The 17447-nt window shown below is 42.5% G+C and carries 18 protein-coding genes; 14 read left to right on the top strand and 4 right to left on the bottom strand.

The window, feature by feature from the left end; translation table 11 throughout:
• The first annotated feature begins 520 nt into the window (after nucleotides 1-520).
• The 11 genes from EAE90_RS06770 to EAE90_RS06720 all read left to right on the top strand — a co-directional run bounded on the left by EAE90_RS06770 (nucleotide 521) and on the right by EAE90_RS06720 (nucleotide 9849).
• The gene (locus tag EAE90_RS06770; protein WP_214052854.1) at nucleotides 521-1693 is read left to right on the top strand and encodes a phage tail sheath protein; all 1173 of its coding nucleotides are present in this window, start codon (nucleotides 521-523) and stop codon (nucleotides 1691-1693) included.
• A 10-nt stretch (nucleotides 1694-1703) separates the two neighbouring features.
• Nucleotides 1704-2219 carry a phage major tail tube protein gene (locus tag EAE90_RS06765; RefSeq protein ID WP_036782412.1) on the top strand — a complete coding sequence of 172 codons (516 nt, stop codon included), beginning with the start codon at nucleotides 1704-1706 and terminating at the stop codon, nucleotides 2217-2219.
• A gap of 26 nt (nucleotides 2220-2245) precedes the next feature.
• On the top strand, nucleotides 2246-2563 hold the full coding sequence (locus EAE90_RS06760) for a phage tail assembly protein (protein ID WP_214052853.1): 318 nt from the start codon (nucleotides 2246-2248) through the stop codon (nucleotides 2561-2563).
• 14 nt (nucleotides 2564-2577) lie between these two features.
• The gene (locus EAE90_RS06755; protein WP_201771252.1) at nucleotides 2578-2697 is read left to right on the top strand and encodes a GpE family phage tail protein; all 120 of its coding nucleotides are present in this window, start codon (nucleotides 2578-2580) and stop codon (nucleotides 2695-2697) included.
• Entirely contained in the window at nucleotides 2690-5389 is a 2700-nt protein-coding gene (locus EAE90_RS06750) for a phage tail tape measure protein (RefSeq protein WP_246550434.1), read from the top strand. The genes EAE90_RS06755 and EAE90_RS06750 overlap by 8 nt, the downstream gene beginning before the upstream one ends.
• Nucleotides 5390-5391: 2 nt before the next feature.
• Nucleotides 5392-5850 (top strand): phage tail protein, encoded by a 459-nt coding sequence (locus EAE90_RS06745; RefSeq protein WP_214052852.1) that lies wholly within the window; start codon nucleotides 5392-5394, stop codon nucleotides 5848-5850.
• Nucleotides 5851-5852: 2 nt separating this feature from the next.
• Nucleotides 5853-6935 carry a phage late control D family protein gene (locus EAE90_RS06740; RefSeq protein WP_214052851.1) on the top strand — a complete coding sequence of 361 codons (1083 nt, stop codon included), beginning with the start codon at nucleotides 5853-5855 and terminating at the stop codon, nucleotides 6933-6935.
• Between the two features lie 76 nt (nucleotides 6936-7011).
• Complete coding sequence (locus tag EAE90_RS06735; protein ID WP_036782400.1) at nucleotides 7012-7233, top strand: ogr/Delta-like zinc finger family protein; 222 nt, start codon at nucleotides 7012-7014, stop codon at nucleotides 7231-7233.
• A 204-nt stretch (nucleotides 7234-7437) separates the two neighbouring features.
• Nucleotides 7438-8544 (top strand): aspartate-semialdehyde dehydrogenase, encoded by a 1107-nt coding sequence (gene asd / locus EAE90_RS06730; protein ID WP_214052863.1) that lies wholly within the window; start codon nucleotides 7438-7440, stop codon nucleotides 8542-8544.
• A 567-nt stretch (nucleotides 8545-9111) separates the two neighbouring features.
• Nucleotides 9112-9423 carry a hypothetical protein gene (locus EAE90_RS06725; protein WP_036782390.1) on the top strand — a complete coding sequence of 104 codons (312 nt, stop codon included), beginning with the start codon at nucleotides 9112-9114 and terminating at the stop codon, nucleotides 9421-9423.
• A gap of 102 nt (nucleotides 9424-9525) precedes the next feature.
• On the top strand, nucleotides 9526-9849 hold the full coding sequence (locus tag EAE90_RS06720; protein ID WP_214052850.1) for a hypothetical protein: 324 nt from the start codon (nucleotides 9526-9528) through the stop codon (nucleotides 9847-9849).
• A 122-nt stretch (nucleotides 9850-9971) separates the two neighbouring features.
• Here the strand turns inward: EAE90_RS06720 and gyrB are convergent, their stop codons facing one another.
• Genes gyrB through dnaA form a run of 4 tightly spaced genes read right to left on the bottom strand, consistent with a single transcriptional unit; the run spans nucleotide 9972 to nucleotide 16012 of the window.
• Nucleotides 9972-12386, bottom strand: a complete 2415-nt coding sequence (gyrB, locus tag EAE90_RS06715; protein ID WP_214052849.1) for a DNA topoisomerase (ATP-hydrolyzing) subunit B — start codon at nucleotides 12384-12386, stop codon at nucleotides 9972-9974.
• Nucleotides 12387-12405: 19 nt separating this feature from the next.
• Complete coding sequence (gene recF / locus EAE90_RS06710; protein ID WP_214052848.1) at nucleotides 12406-13497, bottom strand: DNA replication/repair protein RecF; 1092 nt, start codon at nucleotides 13495-13497, stop codon at nucleotides 12406-12408.
• A gap of 21 nt (nucleotides 13498-13518) precedes the next feature.
• Nucleotides 13519-14619, bottom strand: a complete 1101-nt coding sequence (gene dnaN / locus EAE90_RS06705) for a DNA polymerase III subunit beta (protein WP_214052847.1) — start codon at nucleotides 14617-14619, stop codon at nucleotides 13519-13521.
• Nucleotides 14620-14623: 4 nt separating this feature from the next.
• Nucleotides 14624-16012 (bottom strand): chromosomal replication initiator protein DnaA, encoded by a 1389-nt coding sequence (dnaA, locus tag EAE90_RS06700; protein WP_118987636.1) that lies wholly within the window; start codon nucleotides 16010-16012, stop codon nucleotides 14624-14626.
• 692 nt (nucleotides 16013-16704) lie between these two features.
• Between dnaA and rpmH the strand changes: the two genes are divergently transcribed.
• From rpmH to yidD, 3 genes are read left to right on the top strand one after another with little or no spacing between them, the layout of a single operon-like run.
• Nucleotides 16705-16845, top strand: coding sequence for a 50S ribosomal protein L34 (gene rpmH, locus EAE90_RS06695; RefSeq protein WP_000831330.1), 141 nt, complete (start codon nucleotides 16705-16707; stop codon nucleotides 16843-16845).
• A 16-nt stretch (nucleotides 16846-16861) separates the two neighbouring features.
• Nucleotides 16862-17221, top strand: coding sequence for a ribonuclease P protein component (gene rnpA / locus EAE90_RS06690; RefSeq protein WP_214052846.1), 360 nt, complete (start codon nucleotides 16862-16864; stop codon nucleotides 17219-17221).
• On the top strand, nucleotides 17185-17445 hold the full coding sequence (gene yidD, locus EAE90_RS06685; protein WP_112879275.1) for a membrane protein insertion efficiency factor YidD: 261 nt from the start codon (nucleotides 17185-17187) through the stop codon (nucleotides 17443-17445). The genes rnpA and yidD overlap by 37 nt, the downstream gene beginning before the upstream one ends.
• Nucleotides 17446-17447 lie beyond the last annotated feature (2 nt).

Raw genomic sequence — 17447 nt, 5'->3', positions numbered from 1 at the left:
AAGATATCCTGAGACGTAATATTGATATCCTCAGTCAGAACTTTGCCATTCACTTTCCGGCTATTCGGCACTGCTCCCTGAGCCAAATTCACCGTTTCTATCAAACCAAGATTTTTCAAAACTCACTATTCCATGAAATTTCCGAAAGAATAGTTTCGTATTGGTACTAAGCAGGGGCTCATGGGGTGAAAATTATCTATATTCAGGTGCCAATAAATAATCAGAACGGTGGTTTACAGAGAAAAGTGTTGATGTGTATAAATTATCATCTATTTTTGTGGGGAAAATCTGTGAAAAAATAATCAATAAACAGAACTAAAAGTTCATGACAGAAGAAACAGATATTGATTTTCCAGGGTTTCTTTTTCCGCGCTCTATAAAGTACGGGTAGTTAAATTATTAGAAAAAATAATAAATTAACTGACCTGATTTGTACCATCTCCCACACATTTCTCATCGAATGATTTAATAATTCGGATACTTCAACATAGCGAGACACCTTAACAGGAGAACCGCTAATATGGCACAAGATTATCATCACGGCGTCCGTGTACAGGAAATTAACGAAGGCACACGTACCATCACCACAGTTAGCACCGCTATTGTTGGTATGGTGTGTACCGGTCCTGAAGCAGACGAAAAAACTTTTCCATTAAATACTCCGGTCTTGATTACTGATGTTTCACTCGCCATTGGCAAAGCTGGTAAAACCGGTACATTGCCTCAGGCACTCAAAGCTATCTCAGACCAGTCTAAACCCGTTACTGTTGTTGTCCGTGTAGCACAAGGTGAAACGGAAGAACAAACTACCAGCAACATCATTGGTACTACAACTAATGAAGGTAAGAAAACCGGTATACAGGCACTGTTGGCAGCACAAAGCCAATTAGGTGTGAAGCCACGTATTCTGGGCGTCCCTGGGCTGGATACGAAGGCTGTTGCTGTTGAGTTGGCGAGTATCGCGCAGAAACTGAGAGCAATGGCTTATATCAGCGCCTATGGCAGTAAGACTATCTCAGAAGTTATCGAATATCGCAAAAACTTCAGTCAACGAGAGCTAATGTTGATTTGGCCTGATTTCCTGAGTTGGGATACTGTTTCTAATAAAGAAACTATCGCCTACGCCACTGCTCGCGCACTGGGTTTGCGTGCAAAAATTGATGAAGAGACAGGTTGGCACAAAACACTGTCCAACATCGGTGTCAATGGCGTGACCGGTCTTTCAGCAGACGTATTCTGGGATCTTCAAGATCCAGCAACTGATGCTGGTTTGCTAAACCAAAATGGTATCACGACACTTATCCGTAAAAATGGCTTCCGTTTCTGGGGTTCCCGTACCTGCGCTGATGACCCATTGTTCCAGTTCGAAAGTTACACTCGTACTGCCCAAGTATTAGCTGACACTATGGCAGAAGCACATATGTGGGCAATCGATAAGCCACTAACTCCTTCACTCGTACGAGACATTATCGAAGGTATCAATGCTAAGTTCCGCGAACTGAAATCTGGGGGCTACATTATTGACGGTCAATGTTGGTATGACGAAAACGCTAATGATAAAGACACCTTGAAAGCAGGGAAATTGACCCTCGATTACGACTATACACCTGTACCACCACTGGAAAACATGATGTTACGCCAGCGTATTACAGATCGTTACCTGATGGATTTCGCGAAAAGCATAAACGGCTAAGGGGAAACAGATGGCATTACCTCGCAAACTTAAATTCCTGAACTTGTTTAATGATGGCAATAGTTATCAGGGAATAGTGGAAGAACTTACTCTGCCTAAGCTGAGTCGTAAACTGGAAACCTATCGTGGCGGTGGTATGAACGGTAGCGCAACCGTGGACTTAGGCTTGGATGAAGGTGCATTGGACGTTGAATTTACTCTGGGAGGAATGGAAGCTCAACATTATCGGCAATGGGGTCTGACCAAAGCTGATGGCGTAATGTTGCGCTTTGCAGGCTCCTGCCAGCGCGATGATACCAGCGATGTGATTGCTGTTGAAATCGTGATGCGTGGCCGCTTCCATGAGTTTGACCACGGTACTTATAAGCAGGGAGATAATACTCAGACCAAAATAAGCGCTAAAAACACCTATTTCAAATTGACGTGGGATGGTGAAGTTCTGATCGAAGTGGATACCGTTAACATGGTTGAAGTCGTTAATGGTGAGGATCGCTTGGCAGATCATCGTCGCGCTATGGGTCTTTAATCTAATCGGATAAACAAGGTTGAACCATGACAGAAACACTAATTACTCAAAACGACGAGCAGCGCACAATCGTATTAGAAGAACCGCTTGCACGTGGTAATAGCAACATCACTGAAGTGGTGGTGCGTAAACCGAACAGTGGCGCGCTGCGTGGTGCTCGGCTACAGGCTTTGCTGGAGATGGATGTGGACTCAATGATGTTGGTTTTGCCACGTGTTACCACACCAGCTCTCACTAAAAGCGATCTGTTGTCAATGACACCCGGCGATCTGATTAATCTCAGTGTTGAGGTGGTCAATTTTTTGTTACCGAAGTCGGCGAAGTCCGGTTTCCAGACCGACTAACCGTAGATGAATTGGTGGCAGATATTGCCACCGTTTTCCACTGGTCTCCGGCAGTGACAAGTGAAATGTCACTACCGGAATTACTGGACTGGCGACATCGGGCCATCTTACGAAGTGGTGCAGAAAATGAGTAATACACAGTCACAGCTTAAATTGGTAATACAGTCCGTTAATAAGCTGACCGGCGCCTTGAAATCCGCACAGCGAAATAATAAAAGGTTGGCGGATTCTATCCGGCAAAATCGCGATGAATTCAAGCGATTAAATCAGACTTATAAAGCAATTAAACCTTATTCTGCTCCTGAATATGCGCAGGAAACTGCGCATACCAGTGACAAAAAGGAAGAAAATCGCGGTGAAGGTCGTTATAGCAAAATTAAAGAGCTTCGTGACCGCATTAGCCAATATGGCGCTAATGCAAAATCGGCAGGCGGTAAGATACTGACAACCAGTAAAAGCTTTCTGATGCCGAGTTATGATCTCAGTGTTCAAATGTCCAAAATTCAGACAAAAACCAATACTGAAAAAAATTCTCCTAAATACACCATGTTGCTCAATCAAAGTCGCGAGCTGAGTAAAAACACTGAGGAAACTGTGCATACCAGTAGCCAAAGCGAAGAAAATCGTGGTGGAAATCGTTATAGCAAAATCAAAGAGTTTCGTGATCGCGTTAGCCAATATGGCGCTAATGCGAAATCGGCAGGCGGTAAGATACTGACAACCAGTAAAAGCTTTCTGATGCCGGGTTATGATCTTAGTGCTCAAATGTCCAAAATTCAGGCACAAACCAATATTGAAAAAAATTCTCCTGAATACGCCATGTTGCTCAACCAAAGTCGTGAGTTGAGTAAAAACACAGGGATTTCAGCTAGCCAAATTGCGCAGTGGCAGAGCCTTTATGCTTCTAAAGGTTATTCTCCTGACCAGATAAAGAATATGATGCCTGGCGCGGTATTAATGTCACAGGCAAGCGGTACAGATTTCGCCAATGTGGTTGATATTAGTACTAATGTACTGGAAGGATTTAAATTACAATCCGAAGAGATGGGGCATGTAAGTGATGTTTTGACGGCAACGCTTATTGGCTCAAAAACAACGTTGGCGGGATTGGGTGACACCATGAAATCTGTCGCTCCAGCGGCTACTTCTTTGGGGATTGATATTGAAACCGTTGCGGCTGCTACAAGAAAGCTAAGTGATGCCAATATCAAGGGAAGTGAAGCTGGAGAAGCTTTGAGCAATGTACTAAGCCGGTTGGCTGAACCACCTAAAGCTGCCGTCGCCGCATTGAAACAACTAGATATTAAAACTCGTGATGCTAAAGGTAATTTACGGCAATTACCTGATATTCTCGTTGAACTAGATGATAAAACCCGTTCAATGAGCGGCAAACAACGTACAAGTTATTTCACAGCAATTGGTGGTGAAAATGCTGCTCCTGCTTTGGATGTATTGGTAAATCAGGCAGGACAGGGAGGGTTGCAATCTTTTATCGCGGAACTAAAAAGTGCTCAAGGTGAATCCCAAAAAGTTGCCTCTGCAATGACGAATAGTCTTACCGGTGATATACAAAAGCTTAATGCCGCTTGGAGTGATCTAGGTGTTCAGATGTTTTCTGGCGTAGAAGGTCCTGCAAGGGAAGTCACTCAGCAAGTAACAAATGTAGTCAATAAAGTCAGTGAGTGGATGGAAGCCAATCCTCGCTTGGCTGCAACGCTTGCGACTATTACGGTGGTAGTTGGAGGCATGTTAACTGTGTTTGGCGCATTGGCACAGGCGATCGCTGCGATATTGCTTCCATTGGCTGTAGCGAAATATAGTCTTACCTTCTTTGGTAGTACTGGTGTGAGAGCTCTCGGATTAGTTGGGAATGCTCTGAAAATGTTGGGTAGCACCATGATGATCGTCGGTCGTTTGATGATGGCTAACCCAATCCTCGCCATTATTGGTGTCATTGCTATGGCGGCTGTTTATATTTGGCAAAACTGGGAAACATTGGGGCCGAAATTTTCTCAGCTTTGGGAAAATATTAAAATTAGCCTCAGTGAGAAATGGGAATCCATTAAACAGAGTGTTCTGCAAACTTGGGAAAGTATTAAAACTAATATCAGTAATGCCTGGGAATTAGTTAAACAGAATACATTGGATATCTGGGAGAATATTAAAAAATCGATCTCGGATAAATGGAATGAAATTATTACTGACGTAATGAATCTGCCCAGTAAATTTAAAGAGGCTGGCACAGCGATAGTTAACAGTTTATTGGAGGGGATTAATGAAAAATGGGAAGCCCTGAAAAAGAAACTGACTTCATTGTCTGAATATCTCCCTGACTGGATGCGGTCAAAGGAGGATATTTCAAAAGAAGCTAATAGCAATGTGAGCCCTAATGTCAGTTCGGTTCTGCCCAAACATGACAAAGGTGGCGTTATTCCGGCTGGACGATTGGGTATTGTGGGTGAATATGGACCAGAGATTGTCACTGGCCCTGTCAATGTTATTAGCCGACGACAGACTGCTAGACTTGCTGCCGCTGCGGCATTTTCTTTAAGCGTAATGGCGCCTTCTACCGCAGCCAGAACAGCGCCATTGCATGTTCAGAGTTTACCGGTTCATTCTTATCCGCAGATTCAGGAAAAGAAAGCGGACAAACGTCAGATGGTAGAGTACCGCAGTGAATCACCGGTTTATCATATAAATATCTATGGTGCACCGGGGCAATCTGCGCAGGATATTGCAGCAGCGGTTAGGCGCGAATTGGATGATCGGGAACGTAAACAGCAGGCTCGTTTACGCAGTTCATTCTCTGATAGAGGAGAATTCTAATTATGATGGCTGCACTGGGTTTATTTGTTTTTATGTTGAAAACCACACCATACCAGAGTATGCAATATACTCAGTCATGGCGACATGCTTTTAATAGCCGTATCGGGATGCGGCCTGCCTGGCAATTTCTAGGGCCGGATAACGACACAATGACACTTTCCGGTTCGTTATATCCAGAAATTACTGGTGGTCGTTTATCATTGACGGTACTACAAGTGATGGCTGATAGCGGTAAGGCTTGGTCTTTTATAGGTGGCAGCGGCACGGTTTACGGTATGTTTGTCATTCAGAGTATCGACCAGACAAGAACTGAATTTATGTCGAATGGTTCTGCCCGTAAAATTGATTTCACGTTGACATTGAAGCGAGTGGATAGTTCTCTAATTGAAATGTTCGGTGATCTTCAGGAACAGTTCTCTATGCTTACAGACAATTTGTCAAATAGAGTCAGAGAGGTATAGTCATGACGTCTGAATTTGGCAGGGGAACTGAAAAAGGCAGTGCACCTTCATTTCTTTTGGAAATTGGTAATAAGGATATCAGCGGGCGCATTCAATCGCGCCTGATATCACTAACAATGACAGATAATCGAGGTTTTGAAGCCGATCAGCTTGATATTGAACTGGATGATGCAGATGGAAGTTTGGTGCTACCTTCCAGAGGTAATGTGATTTCATTGGCGTTGGGATGGCGTGATCAACCACTGATTAGTAAAGGACGTTTTACTGTGGATGAAATTGGCCACAGTGGAGCTCCGGACAAATTAACGATTCGTGCTCGTAGTGCTGATTTTCGTGAATCTCTCAATATGAGACGTGAAGAGTCTTATCATAAGAAAACGATAGGTGAGATTGTCCATACTATTGCAGCTAGAAATAACCTTACCGCCGATTTGCATCAGGATATTGCGAAGATATTTATTAACCATATTGATCAGACGAATGAATCAGATGGTAGTTTTCTGACCCGCCTGGCAAGGCAAGAAGGGGCAATTGCTTCAGTAAAAAATGGTAAGTTGATATTTATCCGGCAAGGACAAAATAAAACAGCCAGTGGTGCGGTTATCCCTGCATTAGTGATTACACGTCGGTCGGGTGATAGCCACAATTTTACCCTCTCCGATCGTGAGGCTTATACCGGCGTGGTAGCAAACTGGTTGGATGTTCGTAAACCGGAGAAAAAACATACCTTAACGGTTGAGCGAAAAGGTCAGAAAAATGCTGATAAATTAACCTCTTATTTAGTAGGTAGCAAAGATAACGTATTGGAACTTTCCCGTACTTATGCTGATGAAGCCAGCGCTAAACGTGCTGCCAAAGTTGCTTGGGAGAAAATACAGCGTGGGGCTGCGACGTTTTCGATTCAACTGGCTCAGGGGCGTGCAGATCTCTACCCTGAAATACCAATTAAAGTTAGCGGCTTTAAACCAGAAATAGATGCTGTCGAATGGACATTAACGACAGTTACCCACACGGTGAATGGTTCTGGTGGTTTTACAACAGCACTGACTCTGGAATTAAAAATTGATGATCTCGATATGAAATAAATGTTCTTTAATGGAGATCTCATTGTTATATTGTTCGCATTATGAGAGTTCATGTTTTAGTTAAGGGTAAGAAAATATGATCAAGTGTCCTCTTTGTGGTAAAGCGGCTCATGCACGCAGTAGCTTTGAGCATTCCAGTCATACGAAAGAACGTTATAATCAATGTCAAAACATCAATTGTGGTGCAACTTTCGTTAGCCATGAAACGTTTGTCCGCTTTATTTCCAAACCTGGTGAAGTAATAAGTGTTAAGCCGCATCCCAAAGAAAAAACTAAAACTCAATTGAATGTGACTTGAAAATTAAAAGTTAATTGTAAATATTTGCCACCAATAGGTGGCTTTTTACTCAGATGCCAGATTTGTTATATATCTTGCTGCTAACCATGTTGCTAAATATCTTGTGAATTAGTTAATAAATTCACTTGCGTCCTTGGTCATATTTTGTCAGCTTTGGTGTAATCAGAATCACTGATCAACACTCACCAAAGTAGGATAATAATGATGAAAAATGTGGGCTTTATCGGCTGGCGCGGGATGGTCGGCTCAGTATTAATGCAACGTATGATTGAAGAGCGGGATTTTGATGTTATTCGTCCGGTATTCTTCACGACATCACAGCACGGACAGCCAGCACCTGATTTTACTGGTCAGCAAGGTACGTTACAGAATGCTTTTGATATCGAAGCGCTTGGTGCTTTGGATATTATTATTAGCTGTCAGGGTGGAGATTATACTAATGAGATTTATCCAAAGTTAAGATCAACAGGTTGGCAGGGATATTGGATTGATGCGGCGTCAGCACTACGTATGAATGATGATTCCATCATTATTCTAGATCCAGTTAACCATACGCATATTCAGCAAGGTCTTGATAAAGGCATAAAAACTTTTGTTGGTGGTAATTGTACTGTTAGCCTAATGTTGATGTCTTTGGGGGGCCTATTTGCTAATGATTTGGTTGAATGGGCTTCTGTTGCGACTTATCAGGCAGCTTCTGGTGCGGGCGCTCGTCATATGCGGGAATTGCTGGTTCAGATGGGATCTCTACATACTCAGGTAGCAAAAGAGTTGCAAGATCCGGCATCGGCTATTCTGGATATTGAAAGAAAAGTAACGGATTTCACTCGTGGCGGTGTTATGTCAACTGAGCAATTTGGCGTGCCGCTGGCAGGTAGTTTAATTCCGTGGATTGATAAACAACTTGATAATGGCCAAAGCCGTGAAGAGTGGAAAGGTCAGGCAGAAACCAACAAGATTCTGAATACCGGTAATAACATCATTACCGTGGATGGCTTGTGTGTACGTATTGGGGCGCTGCGTTGCCACAGTCAGGCATTTACTTTGAAATTGAAAAAGGATATTTCGATTCCTGATATTGAGCAATTACTGGCTAAGCATAATGACTGGGTTCGTGTTATTCCAAATGATCGCGAATTGAGTATGCGTGAATTAACCCCGGCGGCGGTAACGGGAACTTTGAATACTCCTGTAGGGCGTTTACGTAAACTGAATATGGGCCCAGAGTATTTGTCTGCTTTTACTGTCGGTGACCAATTGTTGTGGGGAGCCGCAGAGCCTCTGCGTCGTATGCTGCGTATCTTGGTTTAATTATTTTAATCTATTTGTTTATGTGAAAATCCACTCGTTATTCGAGTGGATTTATCTATGTAGCTCTGTTCATTGTTTCTTTGTTGGTTTATTTTTGTTATCTTACATAAGATATTTTAATTGTTTTTTATCTAAATATACAGTAAATCGTTTTTATAGAGATAGTGGTTGATGGTATTGCTCTTCGGAATGTTTATAAGACAACAGAAGAAGAGAAATAATATGGGTCAGGAACTAATTATATCTACTCAATCATCTGATATGGATTTTTTATTATATTTTTTATTTATAATGGTTTTTTCTATGTTTTTTTTATTTATTAAAAAATACACGAAAAGTAAAAAGAGTATTTCTCTATTTATAATTAACCTTTTGTTTTTTATTTTCTTTTTGTATAGATCAATTAATTATATCTAAATTTAGTTATTCCTTGATTCCACCATTTATATTTTTGAATTTAAATGATGAGGTAATAAGAGTAAGTGCGGTGATATTTTCAATTTTAATTATGATAATGTTCCCAAGGAAGTTTAAATGTTGACGATAAATTATTGGTGAAAAAGAATAATGGATTATGCCGAAATTATTATTTCTACTAAATCATCATGGCTGGATATATTATACTATTATGTTTTATCTCTTGTTATATTGTTTTTTCTATTTATTCTTAGGATAATAATAGAAGAAAAAAATAACAATATTATGGTTATTTTTGGTGTTATCTTGGTTCTTATATTATCTAGTGATCAATTAATTTTAACAGGATATGAGTACAATATACCCAAATTTATTAATTTTAAAAGCGAAAGTATAAAGATTGGTGGTTTTATATTTTCCTTATTGTATATTATTTTAATGCCAAGAAGATATTCTAGATGATTTTTCAAAGATATAATAAAATATCGGAATTAATTTAGTTACTGGACTAATTGTTGATAACGCTATAGCTCTGAGTATTTATCAGCTAGAAAAGGAAAAATAATGATGGACTATATAGATGTTACAATTTCCACTCAATCTACTTGGCAGGATATTTTACTGTACTATTTTTTATCTTTGGTAATATTATTTTTACTTCTTATTGTTAAAGTTATTATAGAGAAAAGAGAGAGTTATATTCTCTCTGTTTTTTCATTCTTTATAATAGTCATGTTTGGAACTGCTCAATTGTTTATTGTTAAATATGATGGTTATCATGAAATTATATCGATGTTTATTAATTTAAATAGTGAGGTAATTAGAGTAGGTAGTGTGATATTTTCTATTTTATATGCTTGTATGTTACCAAGAAAATATAAAAATTAGTTTTAAGTTATACCTTGTAAAATCATAAAATAAATTACACTTTATCTATTGGAAATAACAGATAAAAAAAACGCCCATAGAGAATCAATATGAGCGCTTTTTTAAATTGATAATAATATCAATTAGATATCAATATTGGCTGCTTTCAGGGCATTCTCTTCAATAAATGCTCGGCGAGGTTCAACAGCATCACCCATTAGAGTTGTAAACAGTTGGTCAGTTGCAATGGCATCTTTTACTGTCACACGCATCATGCGGCGAGTTTCCGGGTTCATGGTCGTTTCCCATAACTGTTCAGGGTTCATTTCTCCCAAACCTTTATAACGCTGTATAGACAACCCGCGGCGAGACTCTTTAGTCAACCAGTTTAGCGCTTGTTCAAAGCTGCTAACCGGTTGGCGTCGTTCACCACGTTCGATATAAGCGCTTTCTTCGATCAAGTTGCGAAGTTTATCGCCTAGCTGAGTGATTCGGTGATATTCACCGCCGTGGACAAAATCGAAGTCCAATAGATAATCAGTATCAACACCGTGTGTACGAACACACAGCACCGGTTCGTACATTTGGCGCTCACGATTTTCATGGAGGCGATAACTGTAGCTGCTGCCGTTTTGTTCACTGTCATTCAGACGAGTAACCAGCATTTCAATCCATTCTTCAACTTTCGCCTTATCAGACAATGCTTCTTCGGTCAGCTTCGGATGATAAATTAGGCTATTCAATAAACTTAGCGGATACAGACGTTCCATGCGTTTAATGATTTTTTGGACGCCATTAAATTCGGTCACTAGTTTTTCCAGTGGCTCGCCTCTCAGGGCTGGTGCGTGCTCATTGGTGTAAAGTGCAGCGCCGTCTAATGCAATGGATAACTGGTACTCATCCATTGCTTCATCATCTTTAATATATTGTTCTTGTTTGCCTTTTTTGACTTTATACAGCGGTGGTTGAGCAATAAATACATGACCACGCTCAATGATTTCTGGCATTTGACGATAAAAGAAAGTCAGCAATAGAGTACGAATATGAGAACCATCGACGTCCGCATCCGTCATGATGATAATGCTGTGGTAACGCAGCTTATCTGGATTGTATTCGTCACGGCCAATACCACAGCCCAATGCGGTGATCAGGGTTGCTACTTCCTGAGAAGAGAGCATTTTATCGAAACGCGCTTTTTCGACGTTCAGGATTTTGCCTTTTAGCGGCAAAATTGCCTGATTTTTGCGGTTACGGCCCTGTTTTGCCGAGCCACCCGCAGAGTCCCCTTCCACTAAGTAGAGTTCAGAGAGTGCCGGATCACGTTCCTGACAATCAGCCAGTTTGCCTGGCAGTCCAGCCAGATCAAGAGCCCCTTTACGGCGCGTCATTTCTCGCGCTTTACGGGCTGCTTCACGAGCGCGAGCAGCATCAATAATTTTACTGACGACAGTTTTAGCGTCGTTTGGATTTTCCAGCAGATACTCCACCAGCTTCTCATTCATCAACGTTTCAACCGCAGTTTTCACTTCGGAGGAGACGAGTTTGTCTTTAGTCTGAGAAGAAAATTTTGGATCAGGCACTTTAACGGAAATAACGGCAACTAAACCTTCACGAGCATCATCACCAGTAGCACTGACTTTGGATTTCTTATTGTACCCTTCTTTATCCATGTAGCTATTAAGGGTACGTGTCATCGCAGTACGGAAGCCAACTAAGTGAGTTCCCCCATCGCGTTGTGGGATGTTATTGGTGAAGCAGTAAATATTTTCCTGGAACCCATCATTCCATTGCATTGAAATTTCAACGCCGATGCCATCTTTTTCTGTAGAAAAATAGAAAACATTTGGATGAATTGGTGTTTTGTTTTTATTTAGGAACTCAACAAACGCTTTAATTCCACCTTCATAATGGAAGTGGTCTTCCGTATTAGTGCGTTTATCAATAAGGCGGATGGATACACCGGAATTCAGGAAGGAGAGTTCACGCAGGCGTTTAGCCAGAATGTCGTGCTGGAATTCTGTGTTATTACGGAAAGTATCCATGCTCGGCCAGAAACGGACTCGGGTACCTGTCTGTTCAGTTTCTCCAACGACTTTCAGTGGACTTTGTGGCACACCAAGGTGATAAGTCTGTTCATGAACTTTGCCGTCACGGCGGATAACCAATTCCAGCTTTTCAGACAAGGCGTTAACAACGGAAACCCCTACGCCGTGCAAACCGCCGGAGACCTTATAAGAGTTATCATCGAATTTACCCCCCGCATGCAGCACTGTCATAATGACTTCGGCTGCTGAAACACCTTCTTCTTCGTGTATATCGGTAGGAATACCGCGGCCATCATCCTGTACGGAGACAGAGTTATCAGCATGGATAGTGACGATAACTTCGCTACAGTGGCCAGCGAGGGCTTCGTCGATAGCGTTGTCGACAACCTCGAAGACCATGTGGTGTAAGCCGGTACCATCGTCTGTATCACCGATATACATGCCCGGACGTTTACGCACCGCATCCAGCCCTTTTAATACCTTGATACTTGAGGAGTCATATGTATTCGACATCAACGTTTCTCGCTCATTTTTAATCCTGTGGTTGAACCTCTATTTTGCCATTTTCCACGCGAAACATCTTGCTATTTCCATCAAGCATGTCTGTTATTTGGTCGGGATTTATCGCACTGACAAATACCTGAGCTTGCGTGGATTTTAGACGTGCGGCCAGCAACTGACGGCGGCCGGTATCCAGTTCGGAGGCAAAATCATCAAGCAGATACAGACATTGTTGTCCGCTCTGTCGGGTGAAATATTCACCCTGTGCTAGCCGCAGTGCACACATCAATAACTTTAATTGACCGCGGGATAGCATATCTTCTACAGGCGTTCCTTCTGCACGAATGCGCAGATCTGCCTTATGTGGGCCGGAAGCTGTATAGGTTAACATTCTGTCGCGCTCAAATTGGCGCTCCAGTAATTCAGCATAATCACTCTCTTTGTCCCATCCTTGTTGAAAAGAGAAACTTAATATAAATTCGGGTAAGAATTGCTTACAGGTATCCGTAATATCCTGAGTGATGTTTGTAACATATTCACCACGCCACTGATTTATTTGGTTAGCGAGTGGCGCCAATTCCTGATCCCAAGGCCGTATCTGGCTATAACGGGTAACTTGTCGTAGTGCAGCGTTGCGTTGTTTGAGTAGCCGTTTTAAGTTTACCCATGCAGAAAAAAAGCGTGGCTCATTGTGAAAGCAGCCCCAGTCAATAAAGGCCCGTCGATACTTTGGCCCGCCATTCAATAGGGTAAACCCCTCAGGGGTAATGAGCTGCATAGGTAACATCTTGGCTAGTTCGGCAATTTTGCAACCATCCTTGCCATCAATTCTGACTTTACTGTCGCCATTACGGTTTTTACTCAGACCGATAGACTGTTCCCGCTCATTCTCCGGTTGCCCTAGCCGTCCATGCAGAACGAGCTCATTGCAGTCATGACGGATTATCCGTCCTGTCTGAATGCTACGAAAAGAGCGGCCGTGGCCCAGCGTATAAATCGCTTCCAGCACACTGGTTTTGCCGCTGCCATTAGATCCAACCAGAAAGTTAAATCCGGTAGCTAAAGGCAAATCAGCGGCGGCGATATTACGAAAATCGCGGATAAGTAAACGCGTGAGAGTCATATACCTGAAATAAAAATCCGGTTACAGGCGCATTGGCATCACGACATAAGCCGCATTGTGGCTGGCACAGTCTTCTATTTGAACACTGGAAATAGCATCCGTCAGTAATAAACGAACCTCTTCACATCTTAGTGTATTGAGAACATCTAACACGTAACTAACATTAAAGCCTATTTCCATTTCAGCGCCTTGGTAGCTGACATCTACAATCTCTTCGGCTTCTTCCTGTTCAGGGTTATTGGCTGTGATTTTTAGCTGGTTTTTACTGAAATAGAGGCGAACTCCACGGAATTTCTCATTAGAGAGAATTGCCGCGCGTGAAAAAGCCTGTTTCAGCATATCGCAACTCGCTTCCAGGGTTTTATCCGGGTTCTTTGGCAATACGCGACGATAATCAGGGAAACGTCCATCCACCAATTTAGAGGTGAAAATAAAGTCGCCAACATGGGCACGGATATTGTTACTGCCAATTTGTAGCTGTAGCGGAGTATCGCCGCCATCCAGCAATCTCATGAGTTCAATCACGCCTTTACGTGGCACGATAACCGAATGGGAAGGCAGTTTTTGACCAATTCCCATAGAACAGACTGCCAGACGGTGGCCATCGGTTGCAACTGTACGTAGCTCTTCTGCTTCGGTTTCAAACAACATACCGTTGAGGTAATAGCGAACATCCTGGTGAGCCATTGAGAACTGAGTCGATTCAATAAGGCGCTTCAGTGTGGCTTGTGGCAGTGAAAACTCTACCTCACTTTGCCAGTCATCAAGATTTGGAAAATCAGACGCAGGCAATGTGGAGAGCGAGAAACGGCTGCGACCAGAACGCACCAATAGGCGATCACCATCCAGTTCTACACTGATTTCGGCCCCGTCTGGCAAACCTCGCCAGATATCAAAGAATTTACGTGCTGGCACCGTGGTTGCACCTGCTTCGTGTGGCAATGAAAGCGTGACTCTTGCCATCATTTCCATTTCTAAATCTGTGCCGGTCAGCAACAGGGAGCCTTCTGTAACTTGTAGTAATAAATTACCAAGAATAGGCAGAGTAGGGCGTCCACTCAGCGGGCTACTGACCTGTTGCAGTGGTTTTAACAATTGCTCACGTTCAATGATAAATTTCATAGCACTAGGAAGACAATGTTCTGATTAAGTTAGAAAAATCCTCTTTGATGTCGTGACTTTCTTCACGCAGTTGCTCGATTTTACGACAAGCATGCAGCACAGTTGTGTGGTCACGTCCACCAAAGGCATCCCCGATTTCAGGCAAGCTGTGGTTGGTTAACTCTTTTGCCAGCGCCATTGCCATTTGCCTTGGACGGGCAACGGAACGGGAGCGCCGTTTGGAAAGTAAATCGGCCACCTTGATTTTATAATACTCAGCGACTGTTTTCTGAATATTATCAATGGTAACTAGTTTTTCTTGCAGTGCTAACAGATCACGTAATGCTTCACGTACAAAATCAATAGTAATCGCTCGACCGGTAAAATTGGCATTTGCTATTACCCTGTTCAATGCCCCTTCAAGCTCACGGACATTAGAACGTAGGCGTTTAGCTATAAAGAAAGCAACTTCTCCTGGTAACTGGATTTCGTTTTCGTCTGCCTTTTTCATCAAAATAGCGACGCGAGTTTCCAATTCTGGTGGTTCAATTGCAACGGTTAGCCCCCAGCCAAAACGGGATTTTAACCGATCTTCTACCCCATTGATCTCTTTTGGATAGCGATCTGATGTCAGAATAATCTGTTGATTACCTTCCAGTAATGCGTTGAATGTGTGGAAGAACTCTTCCTGCGAGCGTTCTTTATTGGCAAAAAACTGAATATCATCGATCAGTAATGCATCGACAGAGCGGTAATAGCGTTTGAACTCTTCTATTGCATTATTTTGTAATGCCTTGACCATATCCTGAACGAAACGTTCAGAATGCATATAAACCACCTTGGCATTCGCCTTACGTGCCATAATACTATTGCCTACGGCATGTAATAGATGGGTTTTACCCAAACCTGTACCACCATAAAGAAATAGTGGATTATAAGCACCGCCGGGATTATCAGCTACTTGTCTTGCCGCAGCGCGAGCAAGTTGGTTGGATTTACCTTCAACAAAGTTATCAAAAGTATGTTTTGGGTTAACATTAGAGCGATAAGATAGCTCTGGTTGTACCGCAGTGTTATCCCAACTAGGGCGTACTGATGTGTTTTGTGGTGCAGGTGCAACCGGCGTGTGAGCAACAACCCTTTGTGGTGGGCTATCGTTTTGGGAAACGGGTTTATTGCCAACTTCAAAACGTAATAATGGTACTTCTGCTCCACAGAAGTCATTCAACAACCCATTGATGTTGTTGATATACTTCTCTCTTACCCAATCCAGAACAAACCGATTTGGGGCATAAAGTGCCAGAGTGTTACCACTTAGCTCTGCCTGAAGGGGGCGTATCCACATACTGAATTCTGTGGCAGGTAATTCATCCTGCAATCGGGCAAGACATTGCTGCCAAAGCGAAAGTGACACGGTGGACTCCCCTAAAACAAGGCCAATTAACAATTAAAGAAATCGGAGTGGTTAGCTCATTATATTGGGTACAAAACAACGACTCCTCTAAGGCGAGGAAGGATCAGTTGTCATGTGTATGGCGATTTTTAATGTCATCGCTCCCCCCATGATCCGAGGATAAGATCCAAATCATGGCTGGGGATCATAGCGCAAAAGACGATATAGATCTTCATTCTTTTACACAGTTTAAGCGCTTTTTATCCACAGGATAAAATTGTCTGTGAAATATAGGGCTGTAAAGGGGTTGTAGTGAAGTTATGGCGGCGGTCAAATGCAGATCGAGAATAAGTTGATATTTAAAATAAAATCGGACTAAGGATCATAACAGAAAACGAAGATCTGCCGGTGATCGTTGCGCTTTGTTCAGTAGTCCGTATAATGTTGCACCCTATGTGCGATGCCAGAGTTTTTTACCGATAATTCTTAGTGAAGGGTTTTGGTGTACGCATGGGCAGAGTGTTGGTAAATATCCGACTCAGTAGAAAAGCCGGCCGACTTTGTGTTATGTAAATTGACTCAGAGCTGTACATTTTATTACAATCCCGCTTCTTTTATATTGATGTTGCGATTGAGGCATCGGTGTCTATTTCTCACTGGCTGCCAACGCATTTACTGAATCAGTAATAATCTTAAGTTAGGTAGAAATCGCTATGAAACGCACTTTCCAACCATCCGTACTGAAGCGTAACCGTTCTCACGGCTTCCGCGCTCGTATGGCTACCAAAAATGGTCGTCAGGTTCTGGCTCGCCGTCGTGCAAAAGGCCGTGCTCGTCTGACCGTTTCTAAGTAATAAAGCTAACCATCTAGTGGTTACGCTCGCTTTTCCGAGGGAGTTACGCTTGTTAACTCCCAAGCATTTCACTTATGTTTTCCAGCAACCCCAACGGGCAAGTTCGCCAGAGATTACTATCCTTGGTCGCCTGAATGAGCTGGGGCATCCCCGTATCGGTCTTACTATAGCCAAGAAAAATGTTAAACGTGCTCATGAGCGTAACCGGATTAAACGGTTGGCCCGTGAAAGCTTCCGTTTAAACCAACATAAGTTGCCTCCTATGGATTTTGTGGTATTGGTTAAGAAAGGTGTTGCTGAGCTTGATAATCGTGAGTTAACGGAGGCGTTGGGTAAATTATGGCGTCGTCACTGTCGTTTGGCTCGCGCTTCCTGATCGCATTAATCCGGGGATATCAGTTGGTCATAAGCCCGCTGTTGGGGCCTCGTTGTCGCTTTAATCCTACATGCTCTCAATATGGCATTGAGGCATTATGCCGATTTGGGGTGATAAAAGGCTGTTGGTTAACGGTGAAACGCGTATTAAAATGCCACCCTTTACATGAAGGTGGTGATGATCCTGTCCCACCCGTAAAAAACAACGATAACAGAGAACACTAACG

The organism is Photorhabdus caribbeanensis (assembly GCF_018448885.1).
GTDB classification, from domain to species: Bacteria; Pseudomonadota; Gammaproteobacteria; order Enterobacterales; family Enterobacteriaceae; genus Photorhabdus; species Photorhabdus caribbeanensis.
This window is presented reverse-complemented; position numbering and strand designations above follow the sequence as displayed.